General features: G+C 59.4%; 5 protein-coding genes. 3 read left to right on the forward strand and 2 right to left on the reverse strand.

What is annotated here, in order from left to right; translation table 11 throughout:
- Nucleotides 1-253 precede the first annotated feature (253 nt).
- On the forward strand, nt 254-505 hold the full coding sequence (locus CXY78_RS00145; RefSeq protein ID WP_092342600.1) for a PLDc N-terminal domain-containing protein: 252 nt from the start codon (nt 254-256) through the stop codon (nt 503-505).
- A gap of 148 nt (nt 506-653) precedes the next feature.
- Here the strand turns inward: CXY78_RS00145 and CXY78_RS00150 are convergent, their stop codons facing one another.
- Complete coding sequence (locus CXY78_RS00150; RefSeq protein ID WP_092342598.1) at nt 654-1,259, reverse strand: GNAT family N-acetyltransferase; 606 nt, start codon at nt 1,257-1,259, stop codon at nt 654-656.
- Nucleotides 1,260-1,417: 158 nt separating this feature from the next.
- On the opposite strand from CXY78_RS00150, the gene CXY78_RS00155 reads away from it, so the two are divergent.
- Nucleotides 1,418-1,852, forward strand: coding sequence for a GNAT family N-acetyltransferase (locus CXY78_RS00155; RefSeq protein WP_092342596.1), 435 nt, complete (start codon nt 1,418-1,420; stop codon nt 1,850-1,852).
- Between the two features lie 102 nt (nt 1,853-1,954).
- Nucleotides 1,955-2,554: a bifunctional 2-polyprenyl-6-hydroxyphenol methylase/3-demethylubiquinol 3-O-methyltransferase UbiG gene (locus tag CXY78_RS00160; protein ID WP_092342594.1), complete on the forward strand. Its 600-nt coding sequence runs from the start codon at nt 1,955-1,957 to the stop codon at nt 2,552-2,554.
- A gap of 25 nt (nt 2,555-2,579) precedes the next feature.
- Here CXY78_RS00160 and CXY78_RS00165 read toward each other — a convergent pair whose 3' ends face one another.
- A complete protein-coding gene (locus CXY78_RS00165; RefSeq protein ID WP_092342592.1) occupies nt 2,580-2,777 on the reverse strand; it encodes a hypothetical protein in 198 nt (65 codons plus the stop codon).
- Nucleotides 2,778-3,353: the final 576 nt, after the last annotated feature.

The following is a 3,353-nucleotide window of genomic DNA, read 5'->3' on the forward strand; positions in this document are numbered from 1 at the left end:
CCTCAGCATGCCAGTCACCCAGAAAAACTGCCAACTCTTCATGCTCAGCCATGATTCAACCCTACGTTCGGGAGCCAAACCCGGCAATCATCTGAGGTGGCCGGTGACGGATCGCCCGACCGGACGTCGACGGTTCAGGCGTCAGCGTACCCGTTGAGCCTTCCGGTTACGGGCTGCCCACGCATAACACAGGGCTTGACCGTTGCCGCCGGTACCGTTTCCGCTCGCAGAACCTCCGCCGTAAGCTGACGACATGGGCAACTCTATTAATCCAATCATTCCCGTCGGGTATGACATCGCGTGGACTATGTTCTCGGTTCTGGTCATCGCCCTAGCCGTCGTAGCGCTTGTCTCGATGGCTCGAACCGCTAAACGCCTTACCTCAGCGCAAGCCATGATCTGGGCGCTCGTGACGATTTTCGTACCGGTCGTCGGTCCGCTGGCATGGCTGTCTATAGGACGTCGATCAGGTCTCGCCCAGGTGCAGCCGAACACAGATTTGTAGCCGTTCCGCAGCAGCGAGNCAGGGTCTGGCGAATTCAGGCGTGTCTTCGCGTTCGTGTTCGATCTCTTAATTGTGCGCCCGCAAGACGTTCGCCTTACGGAGTGAGGCCGTTGTGAAATCGGGCGGCCCAGCCGACGTTGCGACGCAATTATTGGAGGGAGAATTCCCTCGTGGTCAAGGAATGCCGAAGGCCCAGGCGCACGGCTGGCCATTCACTTGCAGTGATGGAAAATATGACGGTGTCGCGGAGAGCGCCGTCCGGTCCAACTGAGTGGCTGCGCAGCACTCCATCTTCCTTTGCGCCCAAAGCAGCTATTGCCTTTCGTGATTGGCGGTTGTGCCAGTGAGTACGAAACTCGACGGCAATGCAGTCCAAAACGTCGAAGGCGTACGTCAGTTGGAGGAGCTTGGCCTCTCGGTTCGCGCCCGTACCTTGAGCGCTTCTCGCCAGCCAAGTGGAGCCGATTTCTAATCGCTGCGCATCGGTGCTCGGGTTCATAAAGGTCGTCATGCCGACGATCCGCCCCGTTGACGCGAGCCGAGTGGCCCATGGCAGCATTTTTCCCTGCTCGTGGAGGCTGAGTCGGCGTTCAACCTCCGTGGTCATCGCCTCGGGGTGCGGTATTGATGTGTACCAAGCACGCCAGAGTTCTGCTTCGTTCGCAGCTTCACGGAGCTCGGCTACGTGATCGAATGACAGGGGCTCAAGGGTTACGAGCGATCCTGCGAGCGTGGGCGATTCTGTGAGCTGCATGCTCCGACACTATGGCACCCGGAAACCTCGTGCGCTTCGGGCGGTATGCGCCGCACCAGGGACTGAACCTGGAGGAGGTTCTCTCCTAAGTCTCGATCATCCGTGGAGCGACGATCACTCGGCTTGCGTCCCGTCTTCAGTTCCGATTCAGTGGAGTCATGACGAATGCTTCTTACCGGTTCTCTGCACGTACCGGCGATATGGACCGCGAGCAGATCCACGCGTGGTTGAGCCGCGAGGCATACTGGGCGACGGGGCGACCCCGTGCCCTTCAGGATGCCGCAATCGACGCATCCACCAATTTCGGCATGTTCGACTCAGCCAGCGGACGGCAGGTAGCTTATGCCCGAGTCGTGACCGACTCGGTAACATTCGCGTGGCTCTGCGACGTCTTCGTGGACCCAAAGGTCCGCGGACACGGCGTGGGGGTCGCACTCATGGAGAACGTGTGCGCACTGCTCGACGATCTGAATCTGAAGCGTGTCGTACTTTCCACCGGGGACGCCCACGGTCTCTACGAGAAATTCGGTTTCGAACCTCTCGCTCAGCCTGAAAAATGGATGGCAAGGACTGCAGCCACTCCAGAAACCTGAGCCGAGAGCAATCCCGCTGAGGGTTCCCGTGTGACCTGACGCCTTCGCTCAGAGTGGTGACCGCTCGAGCGAAGTTGTTGAGAGAGGGAGCAGACTTGCGGCATGGATTCTAAGACCATTGCAGCTTATGACGCCGATGCAGCTTCCTATGCTGACGAGTGGGAGCAGGAGCAGGATACCCCGACCGATCTCTATGCCCTCCTTTCGGAGCACTTCACACCTGGTCTCACCGCCGACGTCGGATGCGGCAGTGGTCGTGATAGCGCCTGGCTCTCAACAAACGGCTTCCCGGCCATTGGATTCGATGCTTCCGAAGGCCTGCTGGCAGAGGCGCGCAGGCGGCACTTGGGGGTGCAATTCGAGAAGCGCCAGCTGCCGAAGCTCGACGGAGTCGCGGATGCATCTTTCGCCAATGTGTTGTGCGAGACGGTCATCATGCATCTGCCGGAAGAGGAAGTCGGCCCGTCCGTGTCGCGGATGATGAGGTTGTTGATTCCTGGGGGGACACTTTACTTGAGCTGGCGTGTCACGCCAGGTTCAGACCGGCGGGACGATGCTGGTCGGCTGTACGCAGCATTCGACGAATCGGCTGTCATGGCGGCTCTGGGTGGGGTGAGGCTAATGCTGAACGACGAAGTGGTCAGTACCTCCTCGGGAAAAATCGTCCGGCGGGTTATCGCCCGAAGAAGTTCTTCGAACTGAACCGCACCGAGAGAGAACTGAGGCATCAGCGCCGCTGAATGGCCGTGATGGCCACCATGACGAGCCGGTCCGCCTCCTCGCGTTGCATCGGGCGGCCGGGAACTATGACAACGCCAGCTGATGACGCGAACAGCTCATCGACCCGCCACATTCTTCCCAGCTGGAACGACTCGGCGCTATCGGGCGCGCTCTCCCTTGAGCGCGAGTCGATGTCGCTCACCATAGGTCAGTGATTCGGCATATTCAGCTCACGTGAGTGAGAACGTTGATGACATTTCCGTCGCCGTATCGAAAAAAGAACCGCCGCACACCCCAGGCTTCCTCGGTCAATTCATGCACAATCTCGAGCCCAGCAGCAATGACGTCTCTAGGGCTTGGTCAACATCATCGACCTGCAAGGACGCAATCGGGTTCATAAGCGCGGTCTCGTCCCGCTCCATAAGGTTGAATTGCGCGCTGCGGCCTGTCATGCCAAGTGTGACTATGCATCCGTGGTCCATCAATAGGTCAAGCCCGAACCTCCGACAGTAACCCTCTGTTGATGAGCGAAGGTTGGAGGCAGTGAGGATCGGCACAGCCCGCGAAAGGATCATGGGCGCAAACTTACGAAATAGCCGCTCGACATCCCATTGTCCCGCTGAGGGTTCCCGTTGCGGGCGACTTGCTCAGCGCATCGACTTGAGCGGAATCACGCTTCAATGCGCCCGTTGGTCGTCCGGCTTGCGGGCTTCAGCGCGCGTAGATGATCACGGCCGACGCAGAGTTCGTACCGAAGACGGCTACACCTAGTCGGTGCGTT

Source organism: Cryobacterium sp. N19, from assembly GCF_002929595.1.
GTDB classification, from domain to species: domain Bacteria; phylum Actinomycetota; class Actinomycetes; order Actinomycetales; family Microbacteriaceae; genus Cryobacterium; species Cryobacterium flavum.

Coding starts and splice junctions, on each gene's coding strand:
- CXY78_RS00165 (WP_092342592.1), bottom strand. CDS start 2,777: ATGGTGAGCGACATCGACTCGCGCTCAAGGGAGAGCGCGCCCGATAGC.
- CXY78_RS00150 (WP_092342598.1), bottom strand. CDS start 1,259: ATGCAGCTCACAGAATCGCCCACGCTCGCAGGATCGCTCGTAACCCTT.
- CXY78_RS00155 (WP_092342596.1), top strand. CDS start 1,418: ATGACGAATGCTTCTTACCGGTTCTCTGCACGTACCGGCGATATGGAC.
- CXY78_RS00160 (WP_092342594.1), top strand. CDS start 1,955: ATGGATTCTAAGACCATTGCAGCTTATGACGCCGATGCAGCTTCCTAT.
- CXY78_RS00145 (WP_092342600.1), top strand. CDS start 254: ATGGGCAACTCTATTAATCCAATCATTCCCGTCGGGTATGACATCGCG.